The sequence below is a fragment of the Halobacillus sp. B23F22_5 genome (assembly GCF_043497085.1).
GTDB lineage: Bacteria > Bacillota > Bacilli > Bacillales > Halobacillaceae > Thalassobacillus.
The window spans coordinates 38397-58554 of record NZ_JBIEKI010000023.1 but is presented as its reverse complement, the minus strand read 5'-3'; the positions used below and the strand labels follow the sequence as shown (position 1 = coordinate 58554).

18 protein-coding genes are annotated in these 20158 nt (G+C 43.9%); 12 read left to right on the top strand and 6 right to left on the bottom strand.

Going from position 1 to position 20158, the window contains the following annotated elements:
• Window positions 1-283: 283 nt before the first annotated feature.
• Window positions 284-775 carry a hypothetical protein gene (locus tag ACGTN9_RS19670; protein ID WP_499596105.1) on the bottom strand — a complete coding sequence of 164 codons (492 nt, stop codon included), beginning with the start codon at window positions 773-775 and terminating at the stop codon, window positions 284-286.
• A 253-nt stretch (window positions 776-1028) separates the two neighbouring features.
• Here ACGTN9_RS19670 and ACGTN9_RS19665 point away from each other — a divergent pair, with 253 nt between their 5' ends.
• Entirely contained in the window at window positions 1029-1376 is a 348-nt protein-coding gene (locus tag ACGTN9_RS19665; RefSeq protein WP_499596104.1) for a YetF domain-containing protein, read from the top strand.
• A 50-nt stretch (window positions 1377-1426) separates the two neighbouring features.
• Here the strand turns inward: ACGTN9_RS19665 and ACGTN9_RS19660 are convergent, their stop codons facing one another.
• Window positions 1427-1879 carry a MarR family winged helix-turn-helix transcriptional regulator gene (locus tag ACGTN9_RS19660; protein WP_499596103.1) on the bottom strand — a complete coding sequence of 151 codons (453 nt, stop codon included), beginning with the start codon at window positions 1877-1879 and terminating at the stop codon, window positions 1427-1429.
• A gap of 102 nt (window positions 1880-1981) precedes the next feature.
• Here ACGTN9_RS19660 and ACGTN9_RS19655 point away from each other — a divergent pair, with 102 nt between their 5' ends.
• On the top strand, window positions 1982-2914 hold the full coding sequence (locus ACGTN9_RS19655; RefSeq protein WP_499596101.1) for an ATP-binding cassette domain-containing protein: 933 nt from the start codon (window positions 1982-1984) through the stop codon (window positions 2912-2914).
• A 10-nt stretch (window positions 2915-2924) separates the two neighbouring features.
• A complete protein-coding gene (locus ACGTN9_RS19650; RefSeq protein ID WP_499596099.1) occupies window positions 2925-3752 on the top strand; it encodes an ABC transporter permease in 828 nt (275 codons plus the stop codon).
• Between the two features lie 107 nt (window positions 3753-3859).
• Here the strand turns inward: ACGTN9_RS19650 and ACGTN9_RS19645 are convergent, their stop codons facing one another.
• The gene (locus ACGTN9_RS19645) at window positions 3860-4027 is read right to left on the bottom strand and encodes a YfhE family protein (protein ID WP_499596097.1); all 168 of its coding nucleotides are present in this window, start codon (window positions 4025-4027) and stop codon (window positions 3860-3862) included.
• 301 nt (window positions 4028-4328) lie between these two features.
• Here ACGTN9_RS19645 and ACGTN9_RS19640 point away from each other — a divergent pair, with 301 nt between their 5' ends.
• The 5 genes from ACGTN9_RS19640 to lpdA all read left to right on the top strand — a co-directional run bounded on the left by ACGTN9_RS19640 (window position 4329) and on the right by lpdA (window position 11095).
• On the top strand, window positions 4329-6137 hold the full coding sequence (locus tag ACGTN9_RS19640) for a sigma-54-dependent Fis family transcriptional regulator (protein WP_499596095.1): 1809 nt from the start codon (window positions 4329-4331) through the stop codon (window positions 6135-6137).
• Window positions 6138-6333: 196 nt separating this feature from the next.
• Complete coding sequence (locus tag ACGTN9_RS19635) at window positions 6334-7344, top strand: thiamine pyrophosphate-dependent dehydrogenase E1 component subunit alpha (protein WP_499596093.1); 1011 nt, start codon at window positions 6334-6336, stop codon at window positions 7342-7344.
• Window positions 7345-7347: 3 nt separating this feature from the next.
• Window positions 7348-8382, top strand: a complete 1035-nt coding sequence (locus ACGTN9_RS19630) for an alpha-ketoacid dehydrogenase subunit beta (RefSeq protein WP_085505542.1) — start codon at window positions 7348-7350, stop codon at window positions 8380-8382.
• A gap of 38 nt (window positions 8383-8420) precedes the next feature.
• On the top strand, window positions 8421-9689 hold the full coding sequence (locus tag ACGTN9_RS19625; RefSeq protein WP_499596091.1) for a dihydrolipoamide acetyltransferase family protein: 1269 nt from the start codon (window positions 8421-8423) through the stop codon (window positions 9687-9689).
• A gap of 17 nt (window positions 9690-9706) precedes the next feature.
• On the top strand, window positions 9707-11095 hold the full coding sequence (gene lpdA / locus ACGTN9_RS19620) for a dihydrolipoyl dehydrogenase (protein ID WP_499596090.1): 1389 nt from the start codon (window positions 9707-9709) through the stop codon (window positions 11093-11095).
• A 57-nt stretch (window positions 11096-11152) separates the two neighbouring features.
• On the opposite strand, the gene srtD is transcribed toward lpdA, so the two are convergent.
• From srtD to ACGTN9_RS19605, 3 genes are all read right to left on the bottom strand, one after another.
• On the bottom strand, window positions 11153-11770 hold the full coding sequence (srtD, locus tag ACGTN9_RS19615) for a class D sortase, LPxTATN-specific (protein ID WP_499596089.1): 618 nt from the start codon (window positions 11768-11770) through the stop codon (window positions 11153-11155).
• 16 nt (window positions 11771-11786) lie between these two features.
• Window positions 11787-12377, bottom strand: a complete 591-nt coding sequence (locus ACGTN9_RS19610; RefSeq protein WP_499596087.1) for an LPXTG cell wall anchor domain-containing protein — start codon at window positions 12375-12377, stop codon at window positions 11787-11789.
• A 160-nt stretch (window positions 12378-12537) separates the two neighbouring features.
• Entirely contained in the window at window positions 12538-13455 is a 918-nt protein-coding gene (locus tag ACGTN9_RS19605; RefSeq protein ID WP_499596085.1) for a LysR family transcriptional regulator, read from the bottom strand.
• 244 nt (window positions 13456-13699) lie between these two features.
• Here ACGTN9_RS19605 and ACGTN9_RS19600 point away from each other — a divergent pair, with 244 nt between their 5' ends.
• The 4 genes from ACGTN9_RS19600 (at window position 13700) to ACGTN9_RS19585 (ending at window position 20140) form a co-directional block, all read left to right on the top strand.
• Window positions 13700-15877, top strand: a complete 2178-nt coding sequence (locus ACGTN9_RS19600) for a malate synthase G (RefSeq protein WP_499596084.1) — start codon at window positions 13700-13702, stop codon at window positions 15875-15877.
• Between the two features lie 99 nt (window positions 15878-15976).
• The gene (locus tag ACGTN9_RS19595; RefSeq protein ID WP_499596082.1) at window positions 15977-17278 is read left to right on the top strand and encodes an FAD-binding oxidoreductase; all 1302 of its coding nucleotides are present in this window, start codon (window positions 15977-15979) and stop codon (window positions 17276-17278) included.
• On the top strand, window positions 17279-18667 hold the full coding sequence (locus tag ACGTN9_RS19590) for a (Fe-S)-binding protein (protein ID WP_499596080.1): 1389 nt from the start codon (window positions 17279-17281) through the stop codon (window positions 18665-18667).
• Window positions 18668-18673: 6 nt separating this feature from the next.
• Window positions 18674-20140, top strand: coding sequence for an FAD-linked oxidase C-terminal domain-containing protein (locus tag ACGTN9_RS19585; protein WP_499596078.1), 1467 nt, complete (start codon window positions 18674-18676; stop codon window positions 20138-20140).
• Window positions 20141-20158: the final 18 nt, after the last annotated feature.

Genomic DNA, 20158 nt, shown 5'->3' with positions numbered 1-20158 from the left:
GAGTCTTTTATCTGTTTACGATGAACGTTATCTCTAAAAGAGATATATGGGAAGAGCCGCATGCGAAGGTCCGCACGTGTGTGCTCTGTGAGAGGCGTGGTCAGTAATGGCGACGCCTACTCGGTTATGTTTCAATGTAAAAGACAGCAAGCGTACCGAGCGCCAGGGGGAGGCGCTGGTGTGCTTGCTGCCCATCTTTATATATATTACTAGAATAGAAGGTCAGTTATCAGCAATGTAATTGAATTGATATGCAATTTACACAGCTATTCCACATTTATGATTATTTTCGCTGTCCACCGTTGATAACCTGCTTCCGCTCAAAGTCTCTTACAGTAGCATCCTTTCTAAAAGGAATGAACTCTTTATTGTTTTTAATTTCAGTAGGATTAGATACCTCGGAAGATACTTGATTTTCCTCTTTAACTTCCGGGGTTTCTTTTTCTGATGCGGGCTGCTGCATACCTGCTATCCATGTTTCAAATGGATAGGTGCCGCGATCAATAATCGTACATAGATCTTCGAGCGTCTGGGTCAGTGCCGCCAAACATTCTACTCCGTTTTTTAATAGGATGCCTTTCCGTTTTGCTTTTTCAACAGAATGTTCCAATCGGTAAGACTGTTCTTTATATTCAAACTCAATATAGCAGCTGTTTCGATCCCAATTGAATTGGAAGTCGTTGATTTTCAATCGCTTCATGACATCCACGAGTTTTCTTTCGCTTGTATCCTGGTCTTTATAGGGCATCCATTTAAATAAACTGTTTTTCAACATACTTACACCCTTTCTTATTATGTTAAGTTATTATGCTAATACCTTATATCATTGAAATTCGACAAAGCGACAAAAATCCCTGTAAAAATCGTTTTACATATATCGAGATATTTTTACAAAAATCGGGAAATCAATCTGTTTTGCATGCACGAGTTGTGACTTTTATTAGCAGAATTTTTTCTTATAATCTTTGATAATTTAAGGTGAATTGGCGAAAAATAGGATAGTGATTGTATGTTAAGGGGGAGTATGTGTGGAGTTTTTCAGCTCTCAAGAGACTCTTACTGCGGTTCAATGGATGTTAAGAGCAATCGTCGGTGAACCTGGAGGAACGGTTTCCTTCTTTTTACGGTCCCAATACCAGCCACTGACCCCATCGACGTTTGGTGCGCCAGTTAAACCATTTAAGCTTCCTAAAACGGTAATCAAAGAAAAAAAGATTGACTATAAAGAATTAGAACAGCTGGGAAAAGACGAAGGATGGCTGTTAAACAAACTTTCACTTACATACAACAACATCAACGTGAATGATATTTTGCTGGGTACTATCGATGAAAATGAAAACCTGAATGTTTTCCTTTATCATTCCAGCAGAAATTAAATATTTGTATGGTCCAAACAAGAAAGCGAGCACTTTTGGCTCGCTTTTTTCTAATCTTCTAATTTAGATAAGACGTCTGAAAGGTCGGTAAAAGCATTATAGAGTTTGTGCTGGTCTTCGTCCGTCAAGGAGGACAATCGTTCTTTCAGTATGTTTTCCATCAGCACTTTTTTTTCAGCTAAAAAAGACTTCCCTTGCTCAGTCAATTCTATGAACGTTACCCTTCGGTCTTTTTTTCCTTTTTTACGGATAATTAAATTTTTCTCAATCAATTTATAGACCAATGGAGTTAGATTCGATTTTTTAATCGTAAGCTTCTGGGCGATTTCCGACATGCGAAGGGCCTCTTCCTGCTCTACGAGGTGCAGTATATGAAAGTGAGTAGGGTGTAAGTCTTCTTCTTGCAGCAGCTGAACTTTGCTGAATAATTTTTTAGGTAAAATTGGAATGATGGATAGTGTTTGATCAACCAGCTCATCCATGCTTTCTTCTGTTTTTTTCATCCTTTTCCTCCTACGCCCGTTCACGTTGACTTCTTTTGATTTTAAGCGGATAATGTTTAATAGTTATTATATCATAACTATTTCAGATGGGGGAGACAAGTCTTGGGAACTATCATTTCTGTTAAAGACTTAACGAAAAAATATAAAAAAACAGAAGCTGTTAAAGGTATTGATTTTGAAGTGGAAGAGGGAGAAATCTTCGGCTTTCTTGGCCCGAACGGGGCCGGAAAAAGTACGACCATTAACATGATTTGCACGATGCTGAAACCAACGTCAGGAAGCATTGTGATCAATGGCTATGATGTAAATAAACATAAAGATTCCGTGCGCGGGAGTATCGGTATTATTTTTCAGGAAAACACGCTCGATAAAAAATTGACGGCAAAAGAGAACTTAATGCTGCACTGCCGCTTTTATAATGTCCCTAAAGGTAAACGCCAGGAACGGATTCAGGAAGTATTACAAATTGTCGATCTGATAGAGGAGCAGGAGCAGCGTGTCGAGACATTCTCCGGCGGAATGAAGCGACGTCTGGAAATTGCCCGGGGCCTTCTCCACTATCCGAAAGTATTGTTTTTGGATGAGCCGACGGTGGGGTTGGACCCACAGACACGAGCGCATTTGTGGGAATATATTTTGAAGCTGAAGGAAAAAGAAGGAATCACGATGTTCCTCACCACCCACTACTTGGATGAAGCCGAAATCAGTGACCGTGTCGCTATCATGGATCAAGGCGAAATCATTGCCATTGATTCTCCAACAGCCCTGAAAGACCAGCTGGGCGGTGACATCATTGAACTGTCCACAGAGGACAACAACCAGGCTTTAACTGAAATCGAGGAAAAAGTCCAGGGCGCAGAAGTGACTGTAGAAGGGGATACCATACACCTGAAAGTGGCCAGCAGTGACGCATTTATTTCGTCTTTCATAAAAACATTAGAAATCCCGATTACAAGACTGAATATCCGTAAGCCGACACTGAACGATGTATTCCTGGCATTCACAGGTAGAAAAATCGGAGAAACAGAGGAATAGGAGGCTGCTTATGGAAGGAATTATTGCTATCTGGCAACGCGACTTAACAAAATTTTTCAGGGACAGAGCGAGGCTTTTCGGTTCATTTACCATGCCGATTTTATTTTTATTGATTTTCGGTGGAGGAATGAGCGGAACGATGGAAACAATGATGACAGGAAGCATGCCGGCAGGAGCGGAAGATTTCAATTATGTAGAATTTGTCTTTCCGGGAATCGTAGCGATGACACTTTTAATGACTTCTATTTTTTCAGCAATGTCAGTCATAGAAGATAAAGATTTCGGCTATATGAAAGAGATTCTTGTGTCCCCAATATCACGCGTGAGTATTGCTATAGGAAAGATGCTCGGAGCAGCTACAATTGCAACGATTCAGGGTGTCATCCTTTTTTTGCTTATTCCATTCTTGGGGTTGTCTTATACTATTACGGCACTGGTTCAGGTCATCCCGTTCATGTTTTTATTAGGTTGTGCTTTATCAGGACTGGGGTTATTATTTGCAAGTTTCATCAGGTCCACTCAAGGCTTCCAGCTTACGGTGCAAGTTCTTGTCATGCCGATGATCTTCTTATCGGGCGCATTATTCCCTGTCAATAATATGCCACCCTGGATGGACTTCATTGTGAAGGTTAATCCTGTCACCTATGGTGTGGATGTCATGAAAAAAATTATGATTGATATCGAAAGTATGCCTTCGCCCGTACTGGACGCGATGGGGCTAAACCTTACTGTTTTCGGCCAACAAGTGACGATGTTTGCAGAAGTCATGTTCATCCTTGGATTCGCCGTTGTGCTCGTGTTACTGGCAACACTCAGCTTCAAACGAGCTAACGCTTGAATAAGCGGGCTAGTATCTATAAGTTTACGAAATCCGGCATCTATTATAAAACTTATTGAAAATGAAGCCATAAAAAAGCAGCTATGAAAAGCTGCTTTTTTTGTGACTTATTGTTTTAAATCAGGATTTTCTCTTTTTGCTTCATTGACTTTCTGCTTTCGATATCCACCAGCTTTATCTGCCTGTTTGAATTCTTTCGCATAGTGGACTTCCTGTGCATCTGTTGGATCAATCCCATTTCCGCCAACAGGCTGATACTGTGCCTTTCTTGCCATAGTAGTACTCATCCTTTCTGTTGGAATTGGGTTATATAAATTTTTTCCCGCTACGACCTGCCACTAAACATGGAGGTCGGTTCTCGCTTAAATGACAAGATAGAAAGTAGTCAACGTGAGTGTAGGGTTTTTTTTCAACGAAGAAAGAGCGATTTTCTTATTCGGTTTTAAAATATATGTAGAAATTTTCGGAAAATTGAGTGATAGGGGGGAGGAAACATAATAATTTTAATCGAATAAAAGAAGTAGTATGCTCTTTTTCTGACTAAATTTAAAACCATTCAAAGAGGTGAAGGATTCCGTGGTGGAACAAATCACAAAAGGTGATTGGAGACGATTTGTCCAGGAAGGTGTATTGGATGATTCACGTATTAATGAGCGAATTCAAACATCGTGGAACCATTGTAGAAGTCTTGGGGTCGACCCTTACAACGGGAAAGGAACCCAATTGTTGTCTTATGATGCGTTACAGAAACGGAGAAGAGAAAATAGCCGCTTGATACAATTGGCAGAACCCTTTATCAAAAAGCTTGCAGCAATGTACCATGATTCTAATGTGATTTTGCTTCTTGTCGATCGTGACGGCTATGTCCTTCGGATGGTAGGGGAGAAACAAGTGAAAGCTACAGCGGGTCAGATAAACTTTACAGAGGGCGTGAAATGGACGGAAGAACAAGTCGGAACGAATGCAATAGGAACTGCATTGTCAATTGGAGAACCAATCGCCATCAATGGCATGGAACATTTTTCAGTAGCTTCGCAAACTTGGGGCTGTTCCGCTGCGCCCATTAAAGATGAAAATGGCGAGGTGATTGGTGCTTTGGACATCTCAAGTCCTTATATTCCCTATCACTATCAACATGTGCTTGCGACAGTTGTGGCTGCTGCATATGCGATTGAAAGCAAGTGGCAGCATATGATGAAGGAAGAAGAGCTTGAGTTAATCCATTTTGGATTGAAAGAAGAAAAAGGCAGTGACCGTTCCTTCATGCTTTATAATCGTAATCACCAGTTGGTTTACGCATCCCCTGCGATTACAAATGGTCCTGCTGCCATTTCTGAATTACCGACAAACCACAAAAAGTCTCCTGTATACGCAAAAGATTCAAGGGAAATCATCGGTCATCAAATCACTTTAACAAATCAAAAAAAATCACCTGCAGTCCAAGGTTGGAACTCCTCGTTCCAATTTCATGGTGTAGCCGGGAAAAGCAGCGCATTTCAAAAAGTAATAGATCGTGCGAAAAAGGCTGCTGAAAAGAATGTCACCATTCATATTACTGGAGACACAGGGACAGGAAAAGAAGTAATGGCAAGATCGCTTCATGATTGCAGTAAATCCAATGGCCCGTTTGTTGCGGTCAATTGTGGTGCCATACCTGAAAACCTGTTGGAAAGCGAACTGTTTGGTTATACAGGAGGAGCATTCACTGGTGCTCAAAAGGGTGGTTATGAAGGAAAAATTGTTCAGGCCGATGGCGGAACATTATTTTTGGATGAAATTGGTGACATCTCGGTAAAGACCCAGGTTGCCCTCCTGCGTACGCTGCAAGAGAAAAAGGTAGTGCCTATTGGCGGTAAAAAGCCAATACCTGTCTCATTTCGTCTCATTACAGCAACCAATAGGTCCCTTGGAGTGCTCGTTAAGAAAGGGCAATTCAGGGAAGATCTTTATTATCGAATATATGTCTATCCTCTTCACATGCCGCCGTTAAAAAGCAGGCTGTCGGACATCCCTGAGTTAGTTGATTATTATTTTCAGAAACAAAATTGGCAGTTCACCTGGAGAGAAGAAGCTATTCGAGCTTTACAAAGCTACCATTGGCCAGGTAATATTCGTGAGCTTTTTAATGTGTTGGAAGGTATTTATACCGAATATGGTGAGCAATCACCAGAGTCTGCAGAAGTTGAAGCCTATATTCGGAAAATTACTCCATATGAGAGTGGCAAGAGTTTTTCTGTTGAATTATCTACACGTGAGCAAATGGAGAAAGAGTATATTGAAAAAGCGTTGAGACAGCACGGAGGAAAAGCTTCGGCCGCTGCCCGGCAGCTTGGGATACCACGCAGCACTTTTTATCGGAAATTGAAAAAATACAATCTGGGATAATGGAACATATTGAGACAGAATGAGACAGTTTCCCGATTTGTCTCATTTTCCAGTCGAAATTTAATAAATGAATGTTTAAAAACGCTTATCATGTAAGCGTTTTCTTTTTTGGCATGAAACTTGCAACAGTTAAAAGTAGAACGCTCCATAGGCAAATTCCGTTAGAGCGTTACAAAAATCAAGGAGGGCGACGTGTATGAGAGTGTCGGAAGTCCAGCAAGAGTCACTGACAGCTAAAAAAGCCAAATGGATGTATCAGAAGATGGTAGAGATTCGTAGATTTGAAGATCAGGTCCATGAAACGTTCAGCACCGGAACCATACCAGGATTCGTACATCTATATGCTGGGGAAGAGGCGGTTGCGGTCGGCGTTTGTTCCCATTTAGATGACAAGGACTACATTACGAGTACACACCGTGGACATGGACATTGTATTGCTAAAGGGTGCGATTTGAAAGGCATGATGGCAGAAATCTATGGAAAAGCCACGGGGTTATGTAAAGGAAAGGGCGGCTCCATGCACATTGCCGATGTCAGTAAAGGGATGCTTGGAGCAAATGGTATTGTCGGTGGCGGTTTCCCGCTGGCGACTGGAGCAGGCTTATCGGCTAAATTAAGAAAAACTGGTGGGGTTGCGGTTTGCTTCTTTGGTGATGGAGCCAACAACCACGGAACTTTCCATGAAGGAATCAACCAGGCAGCTATCTGGGACCTTCCTGTCATTTTTGTAGCGGAAAACAATGGATATGGAGAATCGACTCCGTTTGAATATGCCTCCAGTTGTAAATCGATTGCTGATCGGGCAGCCGGATATAATATCCCGGGTGAAACGGTGGACGGAAAAGATACAATGGCCGTGTATGAAGCGGCACAACGAGCGGTAGAACGTGCCCGTAATGGAGAAGGACCTAGTCTGATCGAGTGTGTCACATATCGAAACTATGGACATTTTGAAGGCGATGCCCAGACCTATAAAACATCAGAGGAACGGGAGCAGCACCTGAATGAATTAGATGCAATTATTCGATTCCGGGAACATCTGTTATCGAATAATCTTGCATCCGAGGATGAGCTCCACTCCATTGATGAAAACGTACGGAAAGCTGTCGCAGATGCTGTGGAGTTTGCGGAGAAAAGTCCAATGCCGGATGCCGATCAGCTGATTACGGATGTGTACGTGAACTATAAACCAGGCGGGGAGGAATAAACGATGGCAAGACAAATTTCATTTGCTGACGCGATTAATGAAGCGATAAAGGAAACGATGAGAAATGATGAAAATGTTATTTTGCTGGGAGAAGATGTAGCCGGTGGAGCGGACCTTGATCATCTCGGAGATGAAGATGCCTGGGGCGGAGTAATGGGGGTAACAAAAGGCTTAGTCCAGGAGTTTGGACGGGATCGGATTCTTGATACGCCAATTGCTGAAGCAGGCTATGTTGGAGCAGCTGTAAGTGCTGCCGCCACTGGTATGCGGCCAATTGCTGAATTGATGTTTAATGACTTTATCGGCAGCTGTCTGGATGAAGTGATGAACCAGGGTGCAAAATTAAGATACATGTTTGGCGGCCATGCAAAAATTCCCCTTGTAATTCGGACGATGCATGGGGCTGGATTCCGTGCAGCAGCTCAGCACTCCCAGACCCTTTATGGCATGTTTACGGCAATTCCAGGTGTTAAGGTTGTTGTACCTTCCACCCCGGCTGATGCCAAAGGACTGCTGATTTCAGCTATAGAAGATGACGATATGGTAGTGTTCTTTGAAGATAAAACCCTCTATAACGTCAAAGGCGAAGTACCTGAAGGGCATTATACCATTCCGATTGGAAAGGCGGACATCAAACGTGCCGGGGACGACTTAACGATTGTAGCAATCGGAAAGCAAGTCAACACAGCGCTTGCTGCGGCTGAACAACTTGCCCAAAAAGGAATCGAAGCCGAAGTTGTTGATCCTAGAAGTCTTTCTCCATTGGATGAGAATTCAATTTTGAAATCCGTTCAGAAGACAAGCCGGCTGGTCATCGTCGATGAAGCCAACCCACGCTGCAATGCAGCAACAGATATTTCAGCACTGGTAGCAGACAAAGGGTTTGATTATCTGGATGCACCAATCAAGATGGTTACAGCACCTCATAGCCCGGTACCGTTCTCGCCAGCTTTAGAAGACTTGTATTTGCCAACACCTGAAAAAATATTAGCCGTAGTTTCTGAGTTGATTGATGATGAATCAATCGTAACTATCTGACTAGTTTTTAATCTGATGAAAGAAGGAGTGGGAATGCCATGGCGGAGAAAGTGGTGATGCCGAAATTCGGAATGAGCATGCAGGAGGGCACCATTGCTGAATGGTTGAAAAAGGAAAACGAACCAGTAAAGAAAGGGGAACCCCTGGTTACAATCAGCTCAGAGAAAATAACCAATGAATTAGAGGCTCCGGCGAATGGAGTAATCTTGAAAATTATGGCGAAAGAAGATGAAACGTTAAAAGTGGGCAATACATTAGCCTATATTGGAGAAGTAGGTGAAAATATCGACACTTCTTCTAATGAGGGAGACAAGCCTTCAACATCTTCTAAAGAAACATCAGCTGCAAGGGAGGTAGCTGCCACTGCGGTTATGACCGAGGAAAAACTGGCACCAGATACGGGTAAGAGAATAAAAATATCACCAGCTGCTAAAAAAATGGCGAAATCCAATGGAGTTCCAATGGAAGAATTAGTCGGGACAGGCCCACAAGGACGGATTACCAAGCAGGACGTACAGAATTATTTAGACCAAAATTCAGCTGTTGAGGAAGAAAAGGAAAGTCTGGCAGCTGCACCGACTTCTTCACATGAACAACCTTCCCAGGACCATGCAAATTCAAGAGTAGCTCCAGCTAAAGGAATGAGGAAAGTAATTGCAGATCGAATGCATCAAAGTCTACAGGAAAGCGCTCAGTTGACTCTGATGAAAAAGGCAGATATCACCGAGTTACAGGAAATTCAAAAACAAGCGAAACAGGAATTGCAAAAAACAGATGCCGACATTTCTCTAACATTGACAGCGTTTATTGCCAAGGCAACAGTAATGGCCTTAGGAAAACATAAAGCAGCTAACAGTGCTTATATCAATGATGAAATCCATACGTACGAAACGATTAATCTGGGAATGGCAACATCTTTGGATGATGGACTAGTTGTTCCGGTCGTTTTCCAGGCTGAAAATAAAACCATCCTGGAGTTAGCGGAAAGTGTTTATACTCTAAGTAAAAAAGCAAGAGAAAACAGGCTTTCCAATGATGAGATGAAGGGATCCACATTTACCATCACCAATTTAGGTGCGTCCGGAATTGAATACTTCACACCGATCTTGAATCCACCAGAAGCCGGGATTTTAGGAGTAGGAACTTATCAAACATCGGTCGTATTCCAGGGCGGAGAATTAGCAGAACGAACCCTTTTACCACTTAGCTTGACGTTTGATCACCGGGCTCTTGATGGAGATCCTGCCAGTTCCTTTTTAAATGAAATCGTCTATTATCTTGAGCATCCTTATCAAATGCTATTGTGAGAAAGGGAGAAATTAACATGCTTAATACGGATGTTCTCATTATTGGAGCCGGGCCAGGTGGTTATGTGGCAGCATTACGGGCAGCACAGTTTGGAATGAAGGTCACACTAGTGGAAAAAGAGAAGCTGGGAGGCACTTGCTTGAATGTCGGATGCATCCCCTCCAAAGCACTGATTGAGGCCAGCCACTATGCCGCAATACCGCAAAAAGCTGCAGAAGCAGGTGTGCATTTTCCAAAGGCAAAGGTGGACTTCGCAGAATTGCAAACCTGGAAAAATAATATTGTCAGGCAGCTGACCGACGGAGTTGCCGGGTTGCTTCACCATCGAAACGTAAAGGTGATACAAGGAGAGGCCGCTTTTCTCGATTCTAATACAGTAACCGTTTCTGGCGAAGAAGATATGGTAGTTTCATTCAATTCGTGCATTATCGCCACAGGATCTAAGCCTATCAACGTTACTGCATTTCCTTTTGGAGAGCGAATTCTATCTTCTGAAGGCGCCTTATCACTAAATGAAAAACCCTCCTCCATCGCTGTCATTGGAGGAGGGTACATTGGAATTGAACTGGGCACCATGTTTGCAAACTTCGGAACAGAGGTGAGTATCCTGGAGGGACTGCCTTCCATACTTTCAGGTTTCTCACCAGAAATGAGTACACTGGTGCAGGAGGAGCTGAATAGTAGAGAGAATGTCGCCATTCATACCACTGCAACCGTGTCTACAGTTGAGAGCTCGAACGATGGTGTGGTGGTTAATTTTGATGTCAACGGAGAATGCAGGCAGGTTGCAGCGGATTATGCGCTAGTAACCGTTGGAAGAAAGCCCAACACAGAAGCTTTGGGGTTAGATAAAGCGGGAATTGAATCGACAGAGAAAGGATTCATTCCAATAGACTCCGCCTGTCGTACTGATCAGTCCCATATTTTTGCTATTGGAGATGTGACCTCAGGCCAGGCTCTTGCTCACCGTGCTTCGCTGCAAGGGAAAATAGTTGCAGAAACTATCATTGGAGACACGGTAGATCAATCCGATTATGTCATTCCGACGGTGGTATTTTCGGATCCGCCTCTTGCTACCTTAGGGCCTTCGAAAGAGGAATTAACAACAGATGGAGTCACAGTAGATGTACACCATTTCCCTTTCAGCCATAATGGCAGGTCGTTAACCATGAATAAGGGGGAAGGGTTTGTGAACCTGCTGGTTGATTCACTTGACCAGACAATCCTTTCTGCAGAAGTGGCAGGAGAAGGGGCGCCGGAGTTAATTAATGAACTTGCTATTGCTATTCAGTCCGGTCTTACTGCAGAAGATGTTTCCCTTGTTGTCCATGCCCATCCGACTCTTGGAGAAAGCATCATGGAAGCGGCTGACAAAGCGATCGGTCTTCCTGTCCACAGTTTATGAGATGTATAAAATTTGAGAAAAAGTGAAGGCGCTGCTATTGCAGCGCCTTGTTATTGCTTATCCATTTTTGTCTACAGACACTAATTCTGCCTGGACAATGTAACGGTCTGGTGCAGAACCGATAAAATCGAAGGGATAACAAGTAGTCAACGTGAGTGTCGGTTTGTTTTTATCCACGATGACAGAACGGTCTTCTTCGTCTGTTATCCATGTCTTACGAATCTGATAATCATACGTTTTTTCTTCAAAATTGACATAAAGGTGGTCCCCTTCTTTTACCTTATCCAGCTGCCTGAACACCGTATCACGATGACCGGAGAGAACCACATGACCAGGATTATCCGGAGCGACCGTCCACTTGCTGTCATACATCCCTACACCTTGTTTTAGCGTATCAGCACCTGTACCCCAGTAGACATCATATTGGCTGCCGATACGGGGGATGTCCAACTTTCCGACACTTTCTCCATGCTGATAAGACTTGGTGTGGGACTTTTGCTTGTCATCGATGGATGTCAGCTGTTGCTGATAGACGGTATCATCCCAATTTTCGTACTGCTGGTGAAGTTCCTCCGTATTGTTGGTGACTGCCTGGGTCTGTTCCCACCAGGAATAGCCGCTCCAGGCTATCATCACCAGTCCTGTGAGCAATAGCAAAATACCGAGCTTCTTCATGTGGTTACACCCTTATTTAGACAGTTGATTTTCTTCGGAAAATAAGGAGAAGTGCTCCTATTGCCATAACAGCACCACCGGAAGCCATTACGATTGGAAGGGAAGTAGCTGTGTCAGGCAATTCTCCGCCACCCTCGGAGGAGGAAACATGATTCATCCGATCACCGAATACCCATTTACCAGCTTCATAGCTGTAAGTGATATTCAATGTGTACTCGCCTCGCAGTTGATTTTCTCCTTGCTGGGTCAGTTTGTACTTATCGTCGCTGACCTTTTCCAGTGTATAATCCTGGTCGGTGTTCAACTGAACAGGACCGTCCATTTCTTTCAAGTATAATTTTCCGTCACGCTCTTCAAAATAGGTATCCAAATAATGGTCTGCCAGCGGCCAAACCATGATACTCTTCATTTCTTCTTCTAATCTGTCCATGGAATCATATTTTTTCACTTCGCCATCCTCTGTAGTCTCTAAATAAATCAAATCATTGAACTGCTGTTCCAGTTCTTTGACAGGTGTCTCCCCGTGATTGTCCGCAAAAACAGGATTGTGAAACCCTGTAAGCGCTACCAAAAACATGACTACTACTGCAGAAAATCTTTTTAACAACCTAAAACCTCCTTTAAGTAGTTACGTTCATTGTAGTATCCATATAATGGTGTGTAAACATGTTATTGTAAATTTTTCGCAATCTTTTTAATGTGTTTGATATGAAATTGCAATAAAAAAAACAAACCCTTGGCTGGCAAGAGTTTGTTTAATAGATGAATCAATCCATTGTTACGATAGAATGCATTTCTTCCTTTACTAAAGATTGCTTTGCCATTTCGATGAATTCACGTACTGCAAACGGGAGGTATTTGTTCTTCTTCCATATCATCCCCAACTCCAAACTTGCGTTGGAATTAATCAATGGAACTGTAACCAAACTTCGTCCGTTAATTTCATTGGCAATTTTACCAGGAAGCAAAGCGACACCAAGTTTTGCCTCAACCATTTCAATCATAAAATCCCGTTGCGAACTGTGACAGACAACATTGGGAGTAAAACCTCTTTTCGAGCATTCTTCGATGATCCGGTCGTGGAGGGTGAAATCCTGCCGGTATAAAATGAAAGGTTCATCTTCAAGTTCAGCGAGATCTATCTGTTCTTTTTTGGCTAAAGGATGATTTTTGTGTACAAGCAAGGTCAGTGGGTCATTGATGACTTCGATCATTTCGAATAACTCTTGTTTTTTGGCCGGTAAATTACAGACCAGCCCAATATCCAGTGAACCATCTTCTACGCCCTGCTTGATCATTTTTGACCCGACCTCATTCAGCAGGATTTCCACTTGTGGATATTCCTCTTTATAACGGGTGATGATGCTGGAAAAGAAAGCAGCGCCGATAATCGGGGGAATGCCGATTTTCACTTCTCCTTTTTTCAAATCAATGACATCGTTCAGTTCAGAATTCAAATTATGGAAAGCATCCAGCACATTTTTTGCGTTGACCAGGACAGCCTTTCCGGCATCGGTCAAGGTCAGTTGCTTGGCACGGTAAAATAAAGGTACGCCCAGCTCATCCTCCAGCTGCTTAATCGCTTTGCTGAGGGAGGGCTGTGATACATGCAAGGTGAAAGCGGCTTTGGTAAAACTCAGCTGTTTTGCTACCTCTGAAAAGTATTCCAGATGGCGGATATCCACATCAATCACTCCTGTTTACTGTTTCGGACCTCTGTAATAAAACAGTTTTAATATGTATTTATTGTACTATAACTAAAAGGAATAATGTTAATTCCAAATATGTATTTTTGATATGTTCGCTTTTATTATAAGATAAATGATAACGAATGGATAGAAAATTCGGAATTTTGAATCGTTACTCCTATTGATGTGTCAATTTACCCTGCTATCTATTCTAACCATTGATCTTAAGGAGGAATTTACAGTGAAAGACTACGTACAAATCGGTAATCTTCAAGTAGCTCCTGAACTTTATTCATTCATTAATGACGAAGCTATCCCGGAAAGCGGGGTTACAAGCGAAGACTTCTGGGCTGGATTGGATGCGATCATCCAAAATCTTGCCCCTGATAATAGGGCGTTATTAAAAAAACGTGAAGATATTCAAAAGAAAATCGATGCCTGGCATAAAGAAAACCAGAGCTTCAACTATGAAAAATATAAATCTTTTTTAAACGATATGAATTATTTAGAGCCGGAGGTCGACAATTTTGAAGTGACTACACAAAATGTCGATGATGAAATCACGGTACAAGCCGGCCCACAGCTGGTTGTGCCGGTCAATAATGCCCGCTATGCTATCAATGCCGCTAATGCGCGCTGGGGCAGCCTGTATGATGCCTTGTATGGCACAGATGCCATCAGTGAAGAAGATGGCGCGGAAATCAAAGGGGATTACAATCCGGTCCGAGGAGATAAAGTCATTGCCTATTCCAAAGGATTCCTTGATGAAACGGCTGCTTTAAAAGAAGGGTCCCATAAAAATGTAACCGCCTACAAAGTCAGCGGTGGCAAGCTATCTGCCGAGTTGACGGATGGAAGAAGTGTAGGTCTTGAAGACTCCTCTCAATTCGCCGGTTATATTGGTGAGCAGGAGGAGCCGGAGGCAATATTGCTGAAAAACAACGGCATCCATCTTGAGATCCAGATTGACCATAGCCATCCAATCGGAAGAACAGATCAGGCTGGGGTGAAAGATGTCCTGGTAGAATCCGCTTTGACTACAATCATGGACTTTGAAGATTCTGTCACAGCTGTAGATGCCGAAGATAAAGTGCTTGTCTACCGAAATTACCTTGGTCTCTTGAAAGGGGATCTGAGCGTTAAGTTCCAAAAAGGTAAAAAAGAAATGACACGTAAGCTGAATCCGGACCGTTCTTATACTACTCCTGATGGCGATGAATTGACGCTTTCCGGACGTTCCTTAATGTTTGCGCGGAATGTCGGTCACTTGATGACCAATAACGCTGTGCTGGATGAAAACGGGGAAGAGGTTCCAGAAGGGATTCTTGATACGGTAATCACCGGTCTGCTTGCTAAGCATGACGTGCTAGGGAATGGACAATATCAAAACTCTCGCAAAGGCTCCGTTTACATCGTCAAGCCGAAAATGCATGGTTCTGAAGAAGTTGCTTTTGCTGAGGAACTATTCAGACGTACAGAAGTCTTGCTTGGATATGAAAGGAATACGTTGAAAATAGGCGTCATGGATGAAGAACGACGCACAACGCTTAATTTGAAAAACTGTATCAGTAAAGTAAAAGATCGTATCGCATTCATCAATACAGGCTTCTTAGATCGTACCGGAGATGAAATCCATACCTCCATGGAAGCAGGACCGATGATCAGAAAAGGTGATATGAAAGGTTCTACATGGCTAAACGCCTACGAGAAGTCGAATGTCAGTGTCGGTCTTTACAGCGGTTTCCGCGGTAAGGCACAAATTGGCAAAGGGATGTGGGCGATGCCTGATTTGATGGCTGCCATGCTGGAACAAAAAGGCGGCCAGCTGAAAGCAGGTGCCAACACGGCCTGGGTGCCTTCTCCTACTGCCGCAACACTGCATGCCCTCCATTATCATCAGATTGATGTTGCAGATGTACAAAACGAGCTTGCTTCATCAACTGGAAGTTATGAGGATGAAATTTTGCAGATTCCGTTTGCCGAAAATCCGAATTGGAGCCAGGAGGAAATCCAGGAGGAATTGGATAATAACGCACAAGGCATCCTTGGCTATGTCGTCCGCTGGGTCGAACATGGGGTAGGCTGCTCTAAGGTTCCGGATATCAATAATATCGATTTGATGGAAGACCGCGCGACCCTTCGTATTTCCAGCCAGCACATCGCGAACTGGCTCCATCATGGCATCTGCACCGAAGAGCAAGTGATGGAGACATTGGAGCGGATGGCGAAAGTCGTAGACCAGCAGAATGCCGGAGATGCAAATTACCGTCCGATGGCTTCTGATTTTGATAATTCTGTAGCGTTCCAGGCGGCTTGTGATCTGGTCTTTAAAGGATGCGAACAGCCTAGCGGATATACCGAGCCAATCCTGCATCGCCGCCGCATCGAAGCGAAGTCCAAAGAATTGGCGAAAAGGTAAAGGAACTGAACAAGAGCCATTAACGATAAGTTAATGGCTCCTTTTATAGAATATGTACTTTGGTAAGTTTATCGATCCTAAACATAAGAGGTGAATGAAATGGAAATTCAGGATATGCCTCAAACATCAATAACAGCTTCATCCACGTTAAAGGATGACAAATTCGGAAACAACGGTGCTGAAATGGCAGCGCCGGTAAGTGAGGAAGAAACCGCGGATGTTCTTCGCAAAGCAAATGAGGACGACAAAAAGGTAGCTATTATTTCCGGAGGTACAAAGCGGGGATATGGCGGTTTGAAAAATGACTATGATATCCTCCTTTCGTTATCTCAGTATAAAGGAGTCGTTGAGCATACTGCCGGTGACATGACCGTTACCGTTCGTCCGGGGACTACCATCAAGGAACTGCAGGATTTTCTTCGTGAGTTTGATCAAATGGCTTCCATTGACCCAGCCTGGCCCGAACAGGCGACCATTGGCGGTGTCATCGCCGCAAATGAAAGCGGTCCCAAAAGGATGAAGTATGGCTCGGCAAGGGATCTCGTTATCGGATTGAGAGTGGCCTATCCTGATGGGACGGTCATCCGTACCGGTGGTAAAGTAGTTAAAAATGTCGCGGGCTATGACATGAATAAGCTATTTATCGGATCGATGGGCACGTTAGGAGTCATTACGGAAATAACAATGAAACTTCGACCTGTTTCAAAATGTGAAAGTCTAGTAAAACTTTTTGTATCAAAGGAACAGCTGCAAGATTTGAAGGCATTTGTAGTACAAATACAAGATTCCATGATAGAGCCCGCTTCTCTGGAACTGGTGAATCCTGCCCTTTCTAAGAAACTGTTTAAACGTGATGCCTATACGCTACTTGCTGCGTTTGAAGATGTGGAAAACTCAGTCCGCTATCAGGAACAGTGGATAGAAGAAAACAAGCCGGAAGGAATGGACATGGATGTTTCAAGTCAAACCGAAGCAACAGCTTTTTGGAATGCGTTCTCCACAATTGCACCGAACAGCCTTACAGATTACGAATCAAATGTTGTCAGGGCTGTCGTTAAAATAGGCAGCAAAAATATGGATGTGTTCGAATGGCTGACAGAAGCTGAAACGTTACAGACACAGAATCTGACGATCGAAATGCATGGTGGATTAGGCCATGGGATCACCAACGCTATATGCACGGGTGATGAAAATGAAGTCAAGCAGGCTATTGAACGGATCCGTAGTCGAACGGAAGAAAGGAAGGGCTATGCGATAGTGAAACATTTGCCATACTCACTACGGCATGAAATTGATGTGTGGGGACACAAGCCTGCTTACTTTTTCTTGTTCGAAGGCATAAAGAAGAAAAATGACCCAAACAACACGTTGAACCATCAGCGTTTTGTAGGAGGGATATAAATGGCTAAAAGCTTAGCAGCTCAACTGGAAGAATCAGCCCCGCCATGTGCTGACAACAGTCCCAGCAATTATCTATTGATGGATCATCCTGACGAAAATAAATGGGCCGACTGTGTCCATTGCGGAATGTGTTTAGAATCTTGTCCTACATATTTGGAGACAGGGAAGGAGCAGCATTCTCCCCGAGGACGTGTCCATTTGATCAAATCGGTAGCCGAAGGGAAGCTCAACGTAAATGCGCAGTTTGCCGACCCGGTATTCCAATGTCTCGACTGCCGCGCCTGCACTACAGCCTGCCCGGCCGATGTCGATGTAGGCGGCTTGATAGAAGAAGCACGGGGGCAGGTAAGGAAGGCGATGCCACTCAAAGGATGGAAAGGAGCAGTCAGCAGCTTTTTCCTGAAGGGGCTTTTCCCTCATCCAGAGCGGATGCGGACGGTCAGCGGCCTGTTGAAATTCTATCAAAAAAGCGGTATCCAATCCGCTGTTCGAAAGACAGGAGCTCTCAAAATCATGCCCGCACATTTGGCTGATATGGAAGCAATCATGCCTGAGTTGAAGCAGCCTGTCCAAAAGAAATATAAAGATTATAAATTCATTCCAGCCAAAGGCAATCCTAAAGCACGAGTTGCGATGCTCACCGGATGTATTATGGATGTCATGTTCAGTGATATCAATGAATCTACGATTAATGTATTAACTCATAACGATAATGATGTGGTAATTCCTAAGAACCAGACCTGCTGCGGAGCGCTTCATGTCCATGCGGGGGACCGGGATATGGGCAGGAAGCTTGCCAAACAAAATATTGAAGCCTTTCAGGGAGAAGAAAAAGTGGTCGTAAATGCGGCAGGCTGCGGATGTGCTTTGAAGGAATATCCTGAATTATTCAAGGACGACCCTGAATGGAAAGCAAAAGCGGAGTTATTTTCTGAAAAAGTAGAGGACATTTCCAAGTACCTTTATGACACTGGCTATGAAAAACCGAAAAGTACGGTGAATAAGAAGATTACGTATCACGATGCCTGTCATTTAGCTCATGGGCAGGGCGTCCGTCATGAACCACGCCAGCTTCTCAAGGATATTCCGGGAGTGGAATATACGGAAATGGCCAACGCCGATACATGCTGCGGGAGCGCTGGGATCTACAATATTACGAATCCCGAAATGGCGGGGGCTGTGTTAGAAAGAAAAATGGAGAATGTTCCGGATGAAGTAGAAATGATTTCTATGGGCAACCCAGGCTGCATGCTGCAAATGGCGATGGGTGTACAAAAGTATGGCCGGAGAAGTGAAATCGTCCACACTGTCCAGCTTCTTGATTGGGCTTACCAAAAAGATCAGGAAAACCTAGGGGCAAATCAGGAAGCAACTTCAAGGAAGGGGTGAGTTCGATTGTTCAGATCCAGAAGAAAGAAACAGACGCGGAAAGACATACATGTAGCACAACTGGAAGCCATCGTTGGCCCGACTGAAATTCTTTATGAAAAAGAAGACCTGCTTTCTTATGACTGTGATGGATTCACCGTCCATAAGGCGATGCCAAAGGCAGTGGTTTTCCCTAAGAACACGGAAGAGGTAGCAGCGATTGTCCGATATTGTTCCGTGCATAACCTCCCGTTTCTGGCACGTGGAGCTGGGACGGGGTTAAGTGGCGGTGCAATTCCGTTGAATGGAGAAGTAATCATCAGCTTAGGCAAAATGAGGAACCTGCTCAGTGTCGACTATGAAAACCGGCAGGCGGTCGTCCAGCCTGGATTCGTTAATCTGAAATTGACGAACTCCATTTCAAGTAAGGGGTATTATTACGCTCCCGACCCATCCAGTCAATATGTGTGTACCATCGGAGGGAATGTAGCAGAAAATGCCGGCGGCGCACATTGCTTGAAGTACGGGGTGACCACCAATCATATTCTTGGTTTGGAGGTTGTGTTGCCAAATGGGGAAGTGATCGAAATCAGTGATGGGGGAATTCCGGACAGTCCTGGATATGACCTGATGGGTCTATTGACAGGATCGGAAGGGACACTTGGTATTGTCACAAAGATCACTGTGCGTATTTTGAAAAATCCACAAGGAAAGCAAACTGTGCTTGCCTACTTTGATCATGTCGAGGATGGGAGCCGTGCCGTTTCTGGGATTATCTCGGCTGGTATTGTCCCTGCCGCGCTCGAGATGATGGACAAAACAGCGATTGAAGGCGTGGAAGCGGGCGCTTATCCAGTCGGACATCCCAAAGATATCGAAGCACTGCTCTTGATTGAAGTGGATGGAATCAAGGCAGGAATTGATGAACAGATTGACGAGATCCTTGCCGTTTGTAAATCAAGAAATGTTAGAGAAGTAAAAGTAGCCGAGAGCGAAGAGGAAAGAGGGAAATGGTGGGCGAACAGAAAGACCGGATTCGGAGCCATGGGAGCGATATCTCCGGACTATTTAGTACAGGATGGCGTCATCCCGAGGAGTAAGCTTCCCGAGGTTCTCCAGCGAATCAATGAAATCAGTGAAGAATCCGGATTAAGAATTGCCAATATCTTTCATGCCGGTGATGGGAATCTCCACCCGCTGATTCTATTTGATTCCCGAGTTCCTGGTGAAACGGAAAAAGCCCTCGAAGCAGGGACCGCTAGTTTAAAGGCCTGCGCAGATGTTGGCGGATCGATAACAGGAGAACATGGGGTCGGTATTGAAAAGAAAGAAGAAATGCGTTTCATTTTCACCGACGAAGAACTGGAAGCGCAAACCCTTATCAGGGAAGTTTTCAATCCGGATGACCTGCTTAATAAAGGGAAGCTGTTCCCGACACCGAGTCGTTGTATGGACGTGAAAAAAGTAGTCAAAGACACAGTAGCAGCAAAATAATCGTTTTGGAATGGAGGA